Below are 17,095 nucleotides of genomic sequence, written 5' to 3'. Positions count from 1 at the left end.
TTTTTTTATTCCTTTTCTATTCCAATAGATATTTTTGTAATATAATTATTTGGATTTTTACTTGTTAGACTATCTAATACACAATATTCATAAGAATGACTTTTTATAATATATCCCCTTCTATTTATCTCATTTAATAATTTTTTATAGCTTGTACCTATATCTTCATATCTACCTTGATGATATATAATTGCATATAAACCTTCAGGTTTTATTATAACGTTTTTATCAGATATCTTATTATTTAAAGGTACAAAAGTATAATCTGCCGTAGTATAGTTTCCCTTTTTTAAATTTTTAGCTGAAATCATAACTCCTATTTGATAATTATATACATAACAATTTAAAGTCGCCTTTTTTAATAATGTCTTTATAGATATATTAGTTTTTATTAAATCGTATGGACTTTCTACCTCTTGTACTGCTAAAAATTCTTCTTTTAAGTATTTAAAATAAACTTTTTCTTCAAATTCACTTATATGCTCTATAGTTTCTATCTTTTTTTCAATTCTTTTAATTATTAAATTTAAATGTTCTTTTTGTTTTTCTAACTCTCTCTTTTGTTCAACCATCAAATTTAAAGTTGAATTTAAACTACGATGTCCTAAAAACTCTTTTATTTTTTTTAAAGGTACACCTATTTCCTTAAGTATTAAAATACTATCTAAAACTTCTAATTGTTCTGCAGTGTAATATCTATAATTATTAGAAGCATCAACTATTTTAGGTTTAAATAGACCTATTTTATCATAAAATATCAAAGTTTGTTTTGATAAATTATGAAACTTCGCCACTTCACCAATAGTAAATTTTATATCCATATTTCCTCCATAAAACTTTTAATATTCTCTTGACCATATAGTTACTATATCCTTTAAACTAATTATTGTAAATAATTATGTTAGATAAGGAGTACTATATATGAACAGCAATTTTACTAAACACCAAACTTATTTACAATTTATTAAGTATATTCTCCCTTCTGTTGTAGCTATGGTGTTTTTATCATTTTATACTACTATAGATGGATTTTTTGTTTCAAGATTTGTAGGATCTGATGCATTAGCATCAATAAATATTATTATTCCAATAACCTGTGTAATATTTGGGATAGCAGTAATGCTTGCAACTGGATCTGGCGCCTTAGTTTCTATAAAACTCGGTGAAGGTAAAAAAGATGATGCTAATAAGCTATTTTCTTTTATAACATTAACCCTACTTGTAATTTCTTTAATTTTAACTTTTATTGGATTAATTTTTTTAAAACCAATTCTATCATTACTTGGTGCAACTAAAGTTCTTATGCCCTACGCACTAAAGTATGGATTTATAACAATTTTAATGACTATACCTATGATGTTTAAATTGTATTTTGAGTATTATGCTCGTATAGATGGAAAGCCAAAGCTATCCCTTCTAATGTCATCAGTTGGCTTAATTTTAAATATAATATTAGATTATATTTTTATAGTAATTTTAAATCTAGGTATTTTAGGAGCTGCTTTTGGAACATTTTTATCAATAACTATATCTGCATTTATTGGATTATTTCATTTTTTAAGCAATGATTCTCTTTTATCTTTTAAAAAACCTAACATTTATTTAAGGGATTTATGGAATTCTTGTTTTAATGGAAGTTCTGAAATGTTTACTGAATTTTCAACTGGAATAACTACATTCTTATTTAATGTAAGTATACTTAAATTCCATGGTGAAAATGGTATCGCTGCTATGTCTATAATAACTTACATTTATTATTTTTTTATAGCCATGTTTTTTGGAATTTCAGTTGGAGTATCTCCTATTATAAGTTATAATTTTGGAGCAAAAAATAAAAATAAAATAAAAGAAAGCTTAAATTATAGTTTTATAACTATAGCTTGGTCATCGATTTTTATCTTTTTAGTTTCTTTTTTCCTTGGAAAATATATAATTTTATTCTTTACTAATGATTTAAATGTATATAATATAGCATACTTTGGTCTTAAATTGTTTTCTTTTGGATTCTTAATTATAGGTGTTAATGTATTTATGTCAAATCTATTCACTTCAATAGGAAACGGAAAAATATCAGCCATAATATCTATAAGTAGATCATTAGTGTTTGTTAGTATTTGTATAATAATATTACCTTATTTTATTGGTGTAAATGGAATTTGGCTTGCTATACCAATTGCAGAAGCTATAACTATTATATTTTCTTTAGCTTATTACTTTAAATATAAACAATATATATTATTAGAAAATTATGAATTAAAAACATGAAAGAAAATTTAAATTTATTAAAATATATGTTTTAATAAAAACATTTTAAAATACTATATTAGAAGTTAAATCTAATATAGTATTTTTTATAAAATTAACATTCAATAAATGTCTTTAACCACTTTTTTGTTTCCTTATCACAAAAAGCACCTTTTATACTATTTGTATATATTTTTTTACCATCATTTATACTTAATATATGATTTTCATCTACAGCATTAAGTTCTTCTGTAAGTGTTACATTAGATACTGTTCTATTATCTGTACTTAAATTTACTAAAAGGTTATCTTCTAAAAATCTTTTTATCGGATGTTTTTTATAATTTTCTACTGCTTTTGTTTGTACATTACTCTTTGGACACATTTCAAGTATTACTTCTTTTTCTTTAACTAAATTATATATATTAATATCCTTTTCTATTGCAACAGCATGTCCAATTCTTTCTGCTCCTAATAATTCTATAGCTTCTTTAACATTAATTGAATGCCCTGTCTCTCCAGCATGAATTGTAATTTTATATCCATATTCCCTAGCTAAATTAAATGCATCTTTAAACTTTTTACAAAAACCTTTTTCTTCATTTCCCGCTAAATCTACTGCTACAACCCCATTTCCTATAAATTCTTTTCCACTTTCAATTACTTCATAAGCAGTTTTAATATCCATATTTCTTAAAATACTAAGGATTAAATTGCTTTTAACACCAAAATCCTTTTCCCCTTCTTTTAGTCCTATTAAAACACTTTCAATTATTTCTTTAATCTCAAGACCTTTTTCTTTATGTAAAAGTGGTGCGAATCTTATTTCTATATATTTAACATTTTCTTTACTAACATCTTCTATAAGTTCATATGATATTCTTCTCAAATTTTCTTTACTTTGCATAACCTTTACTGGAATATCAAATCTTTTTAAATATACATTTAAGGATGAACAATTATCTGGAACTATTAACTCATTTTCTATATTATTAATATCATATAAATCTAAATTTAAATTTTCTTTAACTATTAATTCCTTTACTGTTTCTGGCCTTAAGCATCCATCTAAATGACAATGCAATTCTATTTTAGGTAAATTTTCAAATTTCATAACGTCCTCCTGTAATAAAAATTTTAAATTTTTAAATTTTCTACCTATAAAAAGATTTATTATAAAAAATTATAAAAAAAATTCTTGGTTACGAAGAAAATAATTAAATATCTTCTCCGTAATCAAGAATTATTGGTTCTTGGTAGAAACTCCTTAACCGTATTTTAAGGATTATACGAATTGTTTTTATTAAATTAAATATATTTTATCATAAAAATTTAATAAATCAATTATTATTTTTATTTATTATCTAATCTTCTAATTTTTCTATTAACCTTTGCTATTAATGCTGAATTATGGTTACCTTTGTTAATTAACGCTTCTTTTCTAGCTTCTAATTCTATTCTCTTATTCATTTTAAAACCCCTCTCACCCTTTATAATAAAAATATTTTCTCCTATATTTTAACATATTATTTATTTTTTTCAATAATATTTTATTATAAAACAACAAAAAACTACACTATAAAATTAGTGTAGTTTTACTAATTATTTTTTATGAGGAGAATTTCTTTCTTTGTCTTTTCCAAGTTTTCTTGATTCTTTTGAATATCCAACTTCATTTGCAGTTTCAATTTTCATTTTTTGAACTTCTTTTTTAGTTTTTTGTGAAACTTTTTTATTGTCTTTACTATTTTTGTTATTTTTATGAGACATTAAAACCTCTCCTTTTCTTTAAAATATCAATAATAGTATTAGACTTAATTAAAGTATGTATACTGTAAAATACTTACTATAAAAATAAAACCTTAGAAGAATTCTTCTAAGGTTTTATTTTACATAATAACTCTATTTAAAACTTTGCTCATAGTTTTATATAAAAATAAAGTAGCTATAAATGTACAGATAGCATTTCCTATTGAAACTTGAAATCCTAAAAGTAAAGTAATCCAAAGAGATTTTGCTCCAAGTCCAGCTGTTAAAAGATATGGAAGATCTATAATAGTTCCCATACAAAAAGATAAGATAGCTCCTACTATTCCATATATATACTCAGATTTTGTCACTCTTGATAAAAGATTATATATAAGTGCATACTGAGGAAGTACTAATAAATACATTATACTCCACGGAGCAATTCCTTTAGTTAACATTACTAAAATACAAAACACAACTATAGAAAACCATGATATTTTTTTAGGAAGTGTAGTTCCATATAACAAAATTACAAAACTTACAAGTTCAAAATACGTTACAAAAGAACCCATAAAGTAAACTATATATAATATAGCTGCTAGCAACGCACATTGAGTTAATTTTCTAGCATTCATTAAAATGTATTAGTAAATACAAATTCTACACTATCTCCATCATGCACATTTATTTTGTCCATAACAGGTGCACTACCTACTTTATAGTCTAAATTTTGTGATGGTGATTTATATCCATAAGTCCACCATGGTCCTTTATTTTTATCTTTTGTTTCTAAACCTTTAAGAGCTAATAAAAATGATCCATATTTACCATTTTCCATCTTTACTCCTAAAGTTTTTGTATTTTCATTTAAAAAATCAGCTAATGTATTTGCATCAGTTTTAAACTTTTCATTTTCAATAATAGTTTTATTATCTACTGCATCTTTTATTGTTACTGTTAAAGTTTTATTTCCTACAGAAGAATTATTTGTAGTTTTATTTATATAACTATAAGCAAATAAACCTACAACAACAATTGCTATAGCAATTATAACTTTTGTCCAAAATGATTTTTTCATCTTAAACTCACCTTTCTTTTTTTATATTGTAATTTTAAATTTAGTACAAACTTAATTATAATAATTTTCATACTATATGTAAAATGTTTTTACTTTATTAAATTAAGAATAAATTATATTCTTTAAAGATTTATTTAATATTTTTAACTATTCCAAAATAACATCCTACAAAAGCTCCCATTGAATAAAGATAAAAAATATGGTCACTTTCTAGTGATTTAAGCTTAACAAGATTTAATATAAAAAACTCCATTAATGCAAAAACTACTGTAAATAAAATTATTTTAAATATATTGTTTACCTCTTTTTGTTTATCTTCTTCATATTCTTCATAAATAATCTCAATTAAAATTGCTTTTAAAATATTTATAACATAACTTGACAAACATCCAATCCATAATATAGACATACATAGTAACCAAAATAAACCGTTAATAATGATTCTATTAAAATCTAATATTTTGTTTATATTATAATGTCCGAAGTAGGATATCACTCCTATATATATTAATATTACTAAATTAAACAAAAGAAAATATTTTTTAAATATCTTATTTCCAAATTTAATCATATTTCTAAACGATAGTTTGTATTTTCTATTTGACTCCAAGACTTCTCCCCCTTAGTATATATTCCTAATTATAATATTGATATCATATTCAGTTGTGTAATTTTTATTTTCAATCTTTAAACTCTTTACTTGATTGTTTTAATTTTTTTAAATATATATATTTATTCATTTTAATATCTATTTAAAAATAATATATTTACCATAAGTAACACATCTTTTATAATTATTTTTAAACTTCATATACATTTCTGTAACTTACTTTACATTCTTTACATAAATTATAATTATAATTTAAAAACATTTTAAAAATATCTATATTTTCTATTTTGTAAACTTATAATATTTTAAATTTATGTTTTATAAAATAAGATACTAAATAACTCACTCTCACATTATTATTTAATAAAAATTTACTTTTAGTTCTCACCTAAAAACATAGTATAAAAATAATCAGTAGGTCTTATTAAGACCTACTGATTATTTTCTGTTTTCATCTTTATTTAAATATAATTTTAATTAATTAACTTAAATAAATTATAATATAAAATAAATTCACTTTCTTTATTTTGTAAATTGAAATAATTATTAATATCTACTTAAATTACAATTGTAAATGTAATTTTTTATCATAAGCCTTTGTTTTATTTATTATTTTTTTATTTAATTTTCTAAAATTTCTATCTTTATAATTACTCTATAAGTATTGATCCTCAAAAATTGTATTAGCAATAGTCCATCGCTCAAATCTAAGTTTTACAACTAACCCATAAAACCCCAATGTTATAATTATTAAAAACCACCATAAAATCCAATAATTTATTAATTCCTTAGGTTTACCTATAAATTTTAATCTTTTACCGCAAATTACTGTATGTTTGCATCTTGCTTCATTTTTCATGCAAATAATCCAAGGATATGCTAATCCTAGTGTTATTACTCCAAGAAGTATTATTTTCAAATGAAATATTATATAATCTTTTAATTTTTTATCAAAAAATGAATTATACTTTTCTTTATTAATTATAATTGAAGATTTAACCATAATTTTAATATCCTTTCTATGTATTATTAATTATTTTATATTAAATTAAATAGCTTTCATCAATTAATTTATAATTTAATTTTTCTTCTTGATTTAATTCTTTTGACCTTCTTTACACATAATTATTTTATACTAATAACATATATATTCTATTTCATATTTTTATTTATACATAAATATTACATTCAAATTATAGCATATTTTAGGGAAATATTGTATATTAAAGTTTCCAAATACCTTATACTATGTTTTAAATAATTATCTAATATTTAATATTCTTCCTTTAACCAATTTAACTTTTTCATAGATTTTTTCTTTCCAAAATATGTTATTATTGCAAATAATACTTTAAAAATTCTTTAAGCATATCATCTAACAATAAAAAAATACACCTCCAATACCGATATAACGTTATTATGTATATCGAAATTAAAAGTGCATTATCTTAATTTTGTATGTCACAATCAATTATTTTTTAATTTTCAAAAATGCTTAAAATGCCCTATTCTTCCCATCCTTCAGGGAATTCAGCATTGTGGTAAACTTCTTGAACATCATCATCATCCTCAAGTAAGTCAAGCATTTTTTGGAATTTTTTAGCATTATCTTCATCTAATTCTGAAGTTGTATCTGGAATCATTTTAACTCCTGCTTCTAAAAATTCTATTCCATTTCCTTCTAAGGCTTCTCTTACTAATCCGAAGTCTTCTGGAGTTGTATAAACTACAAATACTTCATCTTCAGCTTGGAAATCTTCAGCACCAGCATCTAATGCCATCATCATTACTTCTTCTTCATCTAAATCGCCTTTTTCAATAACGATTTCTCCTTTTTCTTGGAACATGAATCCAACACAGCCTGATGTACCCATGTTACCTCCACCTTTAGTAAATGCACTTCTTACATTACCTGCTGATCTATTTTTATTATCTGTTAATGTTTCAACAATTACAGCAACTCCTGATGGACCATATCCTTCGTAGACTATTTTTTCAAAATCTACTGATCCTGATTCACCTGATGCTTTTTTTATTGATCTTTGTATAGTATCATTAGGCATATTTGCTGCCTTTGCTTTTGCTATTACGTCTCTAAGTTTTGCATTAGACTCAGGACTTGGACCACCGCTTTTTACTGCAACCATAATTTCTTTACCGATTTTTGTGAAAATCTTTCCTCTTTTTGCATCCATTTTGCCCTTTTTAGCTTGGATGTTATGCCATTTTGAGTGTCCTGACATGTCTATTCCTCCTTACATTGTGTTAAACTATAAATTTATAAATTATACTTTAAAATTATATCATACTAAATTAGTTTTATTCAATATAGTAACCATTTTATAATGCTTATTTATATTTTCTTTACAATTAAATAACTTTAAACAATCTATTATTTTCTTTAAAATATATTCCTTCTTCTGCTTTTGATATAATAGCTTTACCATTAGTAGCTTCTGTAACTTCTTTTTCTATTAAAGGAATTATACTATTTTCTGCATATATATGTAAAATAACTTTATCTGTATATTCTGAGTCCTCTATATACCAGTTATTTTGTCCACAAAGATACTGTATTTTTCCTATTAAATCATAATCTATTTCAATAGAAATTTTAAATCCATGTACCTTTTCAACAACTCCAGCTGCAGTAACTGCAATACTTGCCCCTTTAGTATATGCACGAGTTAATCCCCCTGCACCTAAAAGTATTCCTCCAAAATATCTAGTTACAACTACAGCACAATCTGTTATTCCTTGTTTTTTCATAACTTCAAGTATAGGAATTCCAGCTGTTCCTTGTGGCTCTCCATCATCTGAGTATCTTTGTATTCCATAATTTTCTCCAATAACATATGCCCAACAATTATGTCTAGCTTGTTTATGCATACTTTTTATTTCATTTACAAAGGCTTTAGCTTCTTCTTCATTTTCTACTCTTTTAGCATATCCTATAAACTCAGACTTTTTTTCTTCAAATCTATCTTCTCCTCTATCTCTAATAGTTATATATGCCATAACCTTAATTCCTCCTTAATTGCTTTAATTCCTTCTTCTATAGATTCACAATTTGTCTGTGAAAAGCCTATTCTAAAAAATCCGTCTCCCTCTCTACTATTTCTAAAAAACAAAACCCCAGGAGTAATATAAACATTTTTCTTTTTTAATTTTAAAAATAACTCTCTAGAAGAAATTTTCTTATTCTTAATTTCTAAATAATAATTAAGTCCACCTTTAGGTTTATTACAATAAACGTAATCTGAAAGTTCTTCTTCTATAAGCTTACCCATAATATCATATCTCTTTTTATATTCATTAGATAATTTTTTAATATTTTCTTTCCAATTTTTATTTGCAATATAATATTCTAAAGCTCTTTGCATTAAAGTTGAAGTTGTAATATCAGTATTTAATTTAGTACTTAAAAACCTCTCCCTAAATATTTCAGGAACTACCATGTATCCTAGTCTTATACCAGGTATAAATATTTTTGAGAAACTTTTAATGTATATTACTCTATCATCTTTATCTAAACTTTTAAATGGTGTATATTCAATATCTTCTTCATAAACAAGTTCTGATAAATAATCATCTTCTATTATATAGAAATCATATTTTTTAGATAATTCTATTAAACGCTTCTTTTTTTCTAAGCTATATGAAATTCCTGTTGGATTTTGAAAATAACTCATTGCATAAAATAAAGTTATTTTATTCTTTTTTAAAATTTCCTCAAACAATTCCATATTTATTCCATCTTTTTCTATTGGAACTTCAAATATATTAGCTCTTCTCCATTTAAAAACTGAAAGAGCACCACCATAAGTTGGTTTTTCAACTATAACATTATCATTTATATTTATCATTGCTTTAGATGCTATATCAATTCCCTGTTGTGCACCTGAAACAATTATTATATCTTCAACATTTAACCTATTATTCCAAAATTCTTTATTTATTGTTTCTCTTAAAGGGTTATACCCTAATGTATTTTGAGAAAGCAAAACTTCTTCTCCGTCTCTATCTAAAACAGTTGTTATTATATCTTTAAAATCTTTTATTGGGAAAAATACTTCCCTAGTTGTTTCACCAGAAAAATCAACATAATTATCTAAATTACAATTTTTAAGAAATTTAAAAGTATTAGAATAAATTTTCATGAAATTAGAGTGTAACTCTTTTTTCTTAGCAAAAGTTCCACTCCCTATTTTTTGATATGCAAACCCTTCATTATTTAATTTTTTATATGCATTTACTACGGTAATTTTATTTACATTAAGTATTTTTGTAAGTTCTCTAATTGGAGGTAATTTTTCGCCGTCCTTTATATTTCCACTATCTATAAGTTCTTTAAATTTATCTGCTATTTGAATATACTTAGGTTTATCTTCTAAATAAACTATATCTTTTATGTTTTCCAAAAAATATCATCACCTTTATAAAATACCATAAACATTTTGAGTAAGTATTAAATTACCTTTTTTATCATAAACGTTTCTTTTTTTATGTTTTATTATTCCTTGTTCTAAAAGCTTTTTAAGTATTTGTTCAACCTTTATATTATATCCTACAAGCATTTCATCTTTTTTAATTTCCGTTGAACTTAAATAATCTTTATTACTCTTTAATATATCAATTATAACTTTTGCTGATATAGCTATATGTTTATCTATGAAATTTTCTATATAGTTTATTATATAAGATATATCTTCTTTATTCATTTTACCAAATAACTTCTCATCAATAATTCTTTTAAATGAATCATCTAAATTTATAACCATTCTAATTGCATCTTTACTAACTGTATATCCATTTAAACTTAAATAAAGTTTTGAAAAACTGTCTAAACTTCTAACCATAACTTCATATGCTGTATACATTCTTCCTAAATTTATATATTTTTTTGCTATCTTTACATCTTTAATTACTTTACTTAAATATTCTAACTTTCCTATTCCTGCATACTCATCAATTCCATATATAATTTTATTATATATAACATTTATATCCTTATCTCTTGAAAATACTAACTTTGAAAAACTAAGTATACTTTTTACTATGCCCCTTTTGCCCTCATTTTCATATGAATACACAAAACTATCTTTGCTTAATAACTTAGTATGCACTGGAATATTATTCACCTCAGAATATACATCTCTTACCTTATTAAACTCATCTTTATATATAACAAAAAAATCTATATCTGATTCATTCCATATATCTCCTGAAACCATACTTCCAAAAGTAAAAACTGCTATAACATTTTCATTACTTTCAAAAGTCTCCATCATAATATTAAATGCTTTTTGATATTCTATTATTATATCTTTCATAAAACTTCGCCCCCACAATTTTATATTGCTATTTTTATTATAACAAAACTGTTTCATATGTTAAAATATTATTTATAATAAATAAAAATTCCTAGAACAAAAGCTATTCTAGGAATTTTAAAATAATTATTGTAATATATTTATCATATAATCTTTAGTTCTATTAAAACTTTCATCATCTACTTCAACTATCATTCTAGTACCTGTTTCTACATATTCTTCTTCTAAAACTCTACCACTTCTATGAAGTAACGATTGAATATCTCCTCTATTATAAGGTACTATATACTCTACTTTCTTTAATTTATATGGAAGTTTTTCTTCTATTTCTTCTAATAAATTATCTAAATTTATTTCTTCTTTAGCTGAAACTTTTATAATGTGGTCATAATAAGAAATTTTTTCTTCTATATTAGCTATTTGTTCTTCTGTTGCTTTATCTATTTTATTTAAAACTAATATTGTATCTTTATCTATAGATCCAAGTTCTGACAACACTTCTTCAACAGCTTTTATTTGCTCTAAAGCATCATCACTTGAAGCATCTACAACATGACATAAAAGATCTGAGTAAATAACTTCTTCTAAGGTTGACTTAAATGCTTCTACTAAATCATGAGGAAGCTTTCTTACAAATCCTACTGTATCAGTTAAAGTTATAAGACCTTTATTTTTAAGTATAATTGCTCTAGTTGTTATATCTAAAGTAGCAAAAAGCATATCTGCTTCAAAAACCTCTTCTTTATTTCTATTATCTTTTGATGCAGCTATTTTACATAGAGCATTTCTAAGTGTTGACTTACCTGCATTTGTATAACCAACTAAAGATACTTTAGGTATACTTTCTTTATTTCTTTTCTCTCTTTGAACTTCTCTTGTTTTCTTTATTTTTTTAAGTTCTCTATTTAAGTCATATATAGTTTCTCTTATATGTCTTCTATCTGTTTCTAATTTCTTTTCTCCAGGTCCCCTAGTACCAATACCACCACCTGTTCTTGAAAGAACTGTACCAAGACCTTGAAGTCTTCCTAATCTGTATTTAAGCTGAGCAAGCTCTACTTGTATTTTAGCTTCTTTACTTTTTGCTCTTCTTGCAAATATTTCAAGTATTAATGTAGTTCTATCAATTACCTTAGCCCCAATTGCATTTTCAAGATTTCTAACTTGTGAACCTGATAATTCATCATCAAATATAATAACATTAGCTCTTTCTGTTTGTCTTAAATGAGCAATTTCAAGAACTTTTCCTCTACCTATAAAAAATGCTGGATCTATTTTATTTCTACCTTGATATACTTTTGTAAGAACTGGTATGTCACAAGCTTTAGTAAGTTCTGCTAATTCATCTAAGCTTTCTCTAGTATCTGATCCTACTAATATAGCTTTTTCTTCATCATTTTCTATAACATCATTTTCTTTTATAAGTTTTTCAACATATCTTATTTTATCTAATATATCTATTCTCATTAACTCTTCAATATTAAGATTATTTTTTTCTTCATATACTAAATCTTTATCTAATACCATTAAATTTGCTATTGAAAAATCAACAATTTCACCATTATTTATTCCAATTGCAACTATTGCATCTAATTTAAGCTTTATAAGAGCCGTTAAATCAAGTGCTGATAAATTGCTGTATCCATTTGGATGTGTGTGAATAACTCTAACTCCTGAAAGTCTTTTTTCATATATATCTAAAATAGGAAGTTCTACTGATGTTGAATCGCCTATTGCTACAGATGTAACTTTTCCTTTTCTATCAATAGCAACACTTACTTCTCTCTCTATTTTTGAAGAAACATTAGTAATTATATCTATAATTTCTACATTACATACTTCTTGTTTTTGAGTTTTTATATTATATAAACTGTCTAATTCTGAAAGAATAGAATTTCTTATTCCTTCTGTATTTCCATGTATCATTAAATCACCCTTTTTATTATCTATATAATTAATTTTGAATATAATTCTATACTAATAAATACTTATTGTAAACTAAATCAATTAAATTTGCACTTGATTTTTCTTCTATAATAAAGTATTTTATTTATTAAGAAATTGATATTTAAAAATACTTGGAGGTTTTATTAATGGATGATAAGAAACGTAATATTTTATTTTCAGAAGAGCAAATTCAAAAAAGAATAGCTGAGCTTGGAAAGGTTATAACAGAAGATTATAAAGATAAAAATCTTTATGTTTTATCTTTATTAAGAGGAAGCTTTATATATGCAGCTGATTTAGTTAGATACATAGATACAAAAGCTAAAATAGGATTTATGACAACTTCAAGCTATGGACATGAAGAAACAAGTTCTGGAACAGTTAAAGTTGTAAATGATATTCCAGATAATATAGAAGGTTATGATGTTTTAATAGTTGATGATATAGTTGACAGTGGTATAACAATGGATTTCGTTGTAAATCACGCAAAAAAACTAGGAGCTAAATCAGTTAAAACTTGTGTTCTTCTAGATAAACCTTCAAGAAGAAAAGTTGATATAACTCCTGATTATTGTTGTTTTGAAATAGAAGATTTATTCGTTGTAGGTTATGGCTTAAATTATGGAGATCATTACAGAAACGTACCTTATGTTTTCAATTGGGAAACTAACTAAAACTATTTTCACTAAAAAGAGACAAGTTAGACTTGTCTCTTTTTTTAATCATTTAATTCTATTGCTGTATCTGGAATTTCACCAACTATTATAGATTCAGATAATGGTATTTGCGCATCAACATTCATTTCTTTGCTATACATAGGTATTATTATTTTTATTCTTGCTTTTACATTTAAATATATTTTATGTCTAGTTTGATTTATTCCAGCACTTTCAAATATAGAATCATAAGATGTTTCTATATTACCAAGTGGTTCCATTTGTATAGTTATCTTAGGGCCTAAATTATAATATATACTTTTATCAGTCATCCATCCAAGAGGAACTTCAATTCCTTTAACACCTAGTTGTTCTAATTTTTCATTACATCTAATTGCAATTTTGCCAGATACTTTATTTATAAGCTGAGTATTAGATTTAATTAGATTTATTCTATTTTTATCGTCCCTTTCTATAATCACTATATCTTCTGATCCAACTATTTCATCAAAAACGTCCATGCTAACTTCATTTATAGCTCTAACAGCTTCTGCTCTCATTAAAGTTTCCGAAATAGCTAATACAGAAGGCATGACTTTTTTATCAAATACTATAACCATAAGATTAAAAAATATAAAAATGGTGATACTAACTGCTATAACTGATTTACGCTTGTTTTTTCGTGTTCTTGTATAATATTTCATAAAACACCTTTTTATTGAGTTATTGGTTTAATAATATTATAATTATGCTATAATGGATAAGAATATTATTTATTAATTTTAAAATAATTGGGAGGATGAGATGGCAAATAAAAAAGACTTAAAAAAAGATAAAGATAATACTAATAGCCAAGCTCCACAAAAGAAAAAATCTACTAAAAAGAACATTTTTAAATGGGTAGGGCTTAGCATATTATTTTTAATATTAGCCGTAGCCGTAATAGGAGTTGGATATGTTGTAGCTGTTGTGAAAAACACTCCACCTATAGATATTAATAAAGTTGTTAATGTCGACCAAACCCTACAAGCATATGATAATAACGGAAAATTTATGGCCTCTTTACATGGAAAAGAAGATTATCAAAAAATAGAATCAAAAAATATACCTAAAAATCTTAAAAATGCATTAGTTGCTATAGAAGATGAAAGGTTTTATGAACATGATGGTATAGATGTTAAAAGAATACTTGGTGCTGCTGTTAATGACGTTGTTTATATAGTTACAGGAAAAGGCGGAATTCAAGGAGCATCTACTTTAACTCAACAATTAGTTAAAAATACTCTTTTGACCAACGAAAGATCAATTGAAAGAAAAGTTCGTGAAATTTATCTTTCACTTCAAATCGAAAAAATGCTATCAAAGGATGAAATACTAACAGCATATCTTAATCATTTCCCCGTAGGTGGTGTAGCATACGGCGCTCAAGCTGGTGCTAAAATGTATTTCAATAAAAATGCTAAAGATTTAAATCTTATAGAATGTGCTTACTTAGCTGGTGTTACTCAAGCACCAACAACTTACAGTGGTTATACACAAAAAAATCCTTCTGTTTATATTAACAGAACAAAACTTGTGTTATCTAAAATGCTTGAGCATAAATATATAACTCAACAAGAATATGATAAAGCAATAAAGGATTTAGATAATGGAAAACTTAAATTTAAGAAATCTAAAGTAGACTACAGATTACCATATGAAGATTTTATTTATGCTTCTGTAGATCAAGTAAAAAAAGATTTAAAGAAAAAATATAAATATAGTGATGAGCAAGTTGAAAGCTTAATTCAAGCTGGTGGACTTAAGGTTTATACAACAATGGATAGAAGCTTACAAGATTATACTCAAAAAGTACTAGATAATTATAATAATTACAATATTCCAGGTTATGATAAATTAAATAAAGATGGTGTTCCACTACTTCAATCATCTGCTACTATAACTGATTATAAAAATGGTGAAGTATTAGTTTTAGTTGGTGGAAGAGGTAGTCAAAGTGCTCGTTCATTAAATAGAGCTTATAGTTCATTAAGATCAATAGGTTCTACTACAAAACCATTTACTGTATATGGACCTGCAATTGACACAAAAAAAGCAACTGCAGCTACTACAATTGATGATTCACCAATTCCTGAATCAGTATCATCATATAGACCTAGTAATGCAGGTAAAACCTATAAAGGATTAATTCCTTTAAGAGAATCTTTAAGAATTTCAAGTAATGTAGGTTCTGCTTTAACTCAAAAAATGGTTGGAGATGAAACTTCACTTTCATATGGAGAAAAATTCGGAATTAAATATTCAAATGGTTCAAAATTCCCTTCCACTTATGCTTTAGGGCAATTTGATAATAGTTCTACTGACCCAGATGGAGCCAACACATTTATAATGGCATCTGCTGTTGGAACTTTTGGTAATGATGGAGTATATGTTGAACCTAGACTTTATACTAAAGTTGTTGATTCTAATGGAAATGTATTATTAGAAAGCAAAAAAGAAGATAAAAGAATATTATCCTCTCAAGCTGCCTATATAATCTATGATATGATGAAAGGACCTTTAACTTACAATGCTACATATGCTCAACTTGGAGCTATGCCTACTGCTGGTAAGACTGGTACTACTACTGATAATAAAGATTATTGGTTTGTTGGATTAACTCCTCATCTTAGTGGTGCAGTTTGGGTTGGTTATGATAATCAAGCTTCCATAAAAGGTGGTGGATCTGGTGCTACTGCATCAAATCTTTGGGGAAAAATTATGAGAAAAGCAAATGAAGGTTTAAGTACAAAAGATATTGATAAACCATCTGGAATTGTAGAAGTTTCTGTATGTAAAGATTCTGGATTACTTCCTACTGATCTTTGTAAAAATGATCCTAGAGGAAATCAAGTTTATACTGAATTATTTATTGAAGGAACTCAACCTTCAAGTTACTGTGAAACTCATGTAAGTGCTCAAATTAATAGTTCTAATGGTTTGTTAGCTACAAATAACACCCCTGCTGGTTTAGCAGCAAGTAGAATTTTTATAACAAAAGATTATAAAAATCCAGTTACTGCCGATTATAAATATATACTTCCAACTTCTTATGATAATTCAACCTATACACCTACGGAAGATAAAAAGGATAAAGATAAGAAAGATAAGGAAGACGAAAAAGATAAAAAACCAAATGAAAATAAAAAGCCTGATTCAAATGAAAATAATAATGAAACCACTAAACCAAATGAAGGAACTACTCCTGAGCAAAACAATAATCAAAATAATAATAAACCATCAAATACTCAAAATAACTCTAATAAACCTAACAATTAACAGTTTAAATAAGCATCTTTTTAAAGATGCTTATTTTTTATATACATATGAATAAAACATCTCTTTTTCTTGCAATACTGTTGTATTTTCAATGATTTTTACTTATTTTTACTGATTATTTTAATCTATATGAAATTTAGTTAATCACTTCTTGCATTTT

The 17,095-nt window shown here is 25.2% G+C and carries 16 protein-coding genes and 1 riboswitch; of the genes, 3 read left to right on the top strand and 13 right to left on the bottom strand.

Annotated features, from left to right (window positions below; all coding sequences use genetic code 11):
- Window positions 1-5 precede the first annotated feature (5 nt).
- Window positions 6-821, bottom strand: a complete 816-nt coding sequence (locus AC4FQW_RS00865; RefSeq protein WP_491146801.1) for a MerR family transcriptional regulator — start codon at window positions 819-821, stop codon at window positions 6-8.
- Window positions 822-921: 100 nt separating this feature from the next.
- Here AC4FQW_RS00865 and AC4FQW_RS00860 point away from each other — a divergent pair, with 100 nt between their 5' ends.
- The gene (locus AC4FQW_RS00860) at window positions 922-2,265 is read left to right on the top strand and encodes an MATE family efflux transporter (protein ID WP_491146800.1); all 1,344 of its coding nucleotides are present in this window, start codon (window positions 922-924) and stop codon (window positions 2,263-2,265) included.
- Between the two features lie 94 nt (window positions 2,266-2,359).
- Here the strand turns inward: AC4FQW_RS00860 and add are convergent, their stop codons facing one another.
- The 11 genes from add to hflX form a co-directional block, all read right to left on the bottom strand.
- Complete coding sequence (gene add, locus AC4FQW_RS00855; RefSeq protein WP_491146799.1) at window positions 2,360-3,358, bottom strand: adenosine deaminase; 999 nt, start codon at window positions 3,356-3,358, stop codon at window positions 2,360-2,362.
- Window positions 3,359-3,457: 99 nt separating this feature from the next.
- A riboswitch (purine riboswitch) is annotated at window positions 3,458-3,557 on the bottom strand.
- A gap of 289 nt (window positions 3,558-3,846) precedes the next feature.
- Window positions 3,847-4,014 carry a small, acid-soluble spore protein, alpha/beta type gene (locus AC4FQW_RS00850; RefSeq protein WP_303128656.1) on the bottom strand — a complete coding sequence of 56 codons (168 nt, stop codon included), beginning with the start codon at window positions 4,012-4,014 and terminating at the stop codon, window positions 3,847-3,849.
- A gap of 119 nt (window positions 4,015-4,133) precedes the next feature.
- Window positions 4,134-4,628, bottom strand: a complete 495-nt coding sequence (locus tag AC4FQW_RS00845; protein ID WP_303128659.1) for a hypothetical protein — start codon at window positions 4,626-4,628, stop codon at window positions 4,134-4,136.
- Window positions 4,628-5,071, bottom strand: coding sequence for a hypothetical protein (locus tag AC4FQW_RS00840; RefSeq protein WP_303128662.1), 444 nt, complete (start codon window positions 5,069-5,071; stop codon window positions 4,628-4,630). Before AC4FQW_RS00840 ends, AC4FQW_RS00845 begins: the two co-directional genes overlap by 1 nt.
- A gap of 130 nt (window positions 5,072-5,201) precedes the next feature.
- On the bottom strand, window positions 5,202-5,681 hold the full coding sequence (locus AC4FQW_RS00835) for a hypothetical protein (RefSeq protein WP_491146798.1): 480 nt from the start codon (window positions 5,679-5,681) through the stop codon (window positions 5,202-5,204).
- Between the two features lie 655 nt (window positions 5,682-6,336).
- A complete protein-coding gene (locus tag AC4FQW_RS00830) occupies window positions 6,337-6,687 on the bottom strand; it encodes a YjgN family protein (protein WP_491148129.1) in 351 nt (116 codons plus the stop codon).
- Window positions 6,688-7,186: 499 nt separating this feature from the next.
- The gene (locus tag AC4FQW_RS00825; RefSeq protein ID WP_303128667.1) at window positions 7,187-7,924 is read right to left on the bottom strand and encodes a YebC/PmpR family DNA-binding transcriptional regulator; all 738 of its coding nucleotides are present in this window, start codon (window positions 7,922-7,924) and stop codon (window positions 7,187-7,189) included.
- Window positions 7,925-8,051: 127 nt separating this feature from the next.
- Window positions 8,052-8,699, bottom strand: coding sequence for a YigZ family protein (locus AC4FQW_RS00820; RefSeq protein WP_303128670.1), 648 nt, complete (start codon window positions 8,697-8,699; stop codon window positions 8,052-8,054).
- Entirely contained in the window at window positions 8,687-10,102 is a 1,416-nt protein-coding gene (gene pdxR, locus AC4FQW_RS00815) for a MocR-like pyridoxine biosynthesis transcription factor PdxR (protein ID WP_491146797.1), read from the bottom strand. Before pdxR ends, AC4FQW_RS00820 begins: the two co-directional genes overlap by 13 nt.
- A gap of 15 nt (window positions 10,103-10,117) precedes the next feature.
- Window positions 10,118-11,014 carry a nucleotidyltransferase domain-containing protein gene (locus AC4FQW_RS00810; protein ID WP_303128675.1) on the bottom strand — a complete coding sequence of 299 codons (897 nt, stop codon included), beginning with the start codon at window positions 11,012-11,014 and terminating at the stop codon, window positions 10,118-10,120.
- Window positions 11,015-11,140: 126 nt separating this feature from the next.
- Window positions 11,141-12,940, bottom strand: coding sequence for a GTPase HflX (hflX, locus tag AC4FQW_RS00805; RefSeq protein WP_303128678.1), 1,800 nt, complete (start codon window positions 12,938-12,940; stop codon window positions 11,141-11,143).
- Between the two features lie 167 nt (window positions 12,941-13,107).
- On the opposite strand from hflX, the gene hpt reads away from it, so the two are divergent.
- Window positions 13,108-13,635 (top strand): hypoxanthine phosphoribosyltransferase, encoded by a 528-nt coding sequence (hpt, locus tag AC4FQW_RS00800; RefSeq protein WP_303128681.1) that lies wholly within the window; start codon window positions 13,108-13,110, stop codon window positions 13,633-13,635.
- A 44-nt stretch (window positions 13,636-13,679) separates the two neighbouring features.
- Here the strand turns inward: hpt and yunB are convergent, their stop codons facing one another.
- The gene (yunB, locus tag AC4FQW_RS00795) at window positions 13,680-14,321 is read right to left on the bottom strand and encodes a sporulation protein YunB (RefSeq protein WP_491146796.1); all 642 of its coding nucleotides are present in this window, start codon (window positions 14,319-14,321) and stop codon (window positions 13,680-13,682) included.
- 100 nt (window positions 14,322-14,421) lie between these two features.
- On the opposite strand from yunB, the gene AC4FQW_RS00790 reads away from it, so the two are divergent.
- Window positions 14,422-16,935 (top strand): transglycosylase domain-containing protein, encoded by a 2,514-nt coding sequence (locus AC4FQW_RS00790; protein ID WP_491146795.1) that lies wholly within the window; start codon window positions 14,422-14,424, stop codon window positions 16,933-16,935.
- The last annotated feature ends 160 nt before the right edge of the window (window positions 16,936-17,095 follow it).

Source organism: Clostridium sp. TJA085 (assembly GCF_058310235.1).
Note: the sequence above shows the minus strand (reverse complement) of the source record. Positions and strands in the feature narration are given on the sequence as shown.

Coding starts and splice junctions, on each gene's coding strand:
- AC4FQW_RS00865 (WP_491146801.1), bottom strand. CDS start 821: ATGGATATAAAATTTACTATTGGTGAAGTGGCGAAGTTTCATAATTTA.
- AC4FQW_RS00860 (WP_491146800.1), top strand. CDS start 922: ATGAACAGCAATTTTACTAAACACCAAACTTATTTACAATTTATTAAG.
- add (WP_491146799.1), bottom strand. CDS start 3,358: ATGAAATTTGAAAATTTACCTAAAATAGAATTGCATTGTCATTTAGAT.
- AC4FQW_RS00850 (WP_303128656.1), bottom strand. CDS start 4,014: ATGTCTCATAAAAATAACAAAAATAGTAAAGACAATAAAAAAGTTTCA.
- AC4FQW_RS00845 (WP_303128659.1), bottom strand. CDS start 4,628: ATGAATGCTAGAAAATTAACTCAATGTGCGTTGCTAGCAGCTATATTA.
- AC4FQW_RS00840 (WP_303128662.1), bottom strand. CDS start 5,071: ATGAAAAAATCATTTTGGACAAAAGTTATAATTGCTATAGCAATTGTT.
- AC4FQW_RS00825 (WP_303128667.1), bottom strand. CDS start 7,924: ATGTCAGGACACTCAAAATGGCATAACATCCAAGCTAAAAAGGGCAAA.
- AC4FQW_RS00820 (WP_303128670.1), bottom strand. CDS start 8,699: ATGGCATATATAACTATTAGAGATAGAGGAGAAGATAGATTTGAAGAA.
- AC4FQW_RS00810 (WP_303128675.1), bottom strand. CDS start 11,014: ATGAAAGATATAATAATAGAATATCAAAAAGCATTTAATATTATGATG.
- hflX (WP_303128678.1), bottom strand. CDS start 12,940: ATGATACATGGAAATACAGAAGGAATAAGAAATTCTATTCTTTCAGAA.
- hpt (WP_303128681.1), top strand. CDS start 13,108: ATGGATGATAAGAAACGTAATATTTTATTTTCAGAAGAGCAAATTCAA.
- yunB (WP_491146796.1), bottom strand. CDS start 14,321: ATGAAATATTATACAAGAACACGAAAAAACAAGCGTAAATCAGTTATA.
- AC4FQW_RS00790 (WP_491146795.1), top strand. CDS start 14,422: ATGGCAAATAAAAAAGACTTAAAAAAAGATAAAGATAATACTAATAGC.